The sequence below is a fragment of the Dellaglioa sp. CoH-57-MRSF-20 genome (genome assembly GCF_056781955.1).
The window spans coordinates 1-369 of the sequence record NZ_JBXAXV010000166.1 but is presented as its reverse complement, the minus strand read 5'-3'; the positions used below and the strand labels follow the sequence as shown (position 1 = coordinate 369).

Below are 369 nucleotides of genomic sequence, written 5' to 3'. Positions count from 1 at the left end.
GCGTAGTCCCGGCGTCACGAATCCTGATTGTTGGGGTACGTAGGGCGGTGCTGTAGACCATTGAGAGCATGTGGAGATGGCAGTGGCTCGTGAAGTACAAGAAGAGGCCGGCTATACCGGTCCGCTAAAGCTGCGTCCGCTGCTACTGTTCCGTGGGGACGGCATGGTGTACCAGAACTTCTTGGCCATAGTTCCTCATGAATTTCAACCCAAGTTGAATTGGGAAACGTCGGATGCCCAGTGGGTGGACGACATCGAGGACGTTAGTCCTCTGCATCCGGGCGTAGAAGCCCTGCTCAACGACGACACGTCGATGGCCTCTATCGCTTATTTTCGTGGCCAAGAAACGTACCGTGAACCGCATGAACT

General features: G+C 55.3%; 1 protein-coding gene. It reads left to right on the top strand.

Annotation, left to right across the window (positions count from 1 at the left end; translation table 11 throughout):
* Nucleotides 1-82 precede the first annotated feature (82 nt).
* Nucleotides 83-369: NUDIX hydrolase (locus AC1RPN_RS08625; RefSeq protein ID WP_481763779.1), on the top strand; the 287-nt coding region annotated here is incomplete at its 3' end.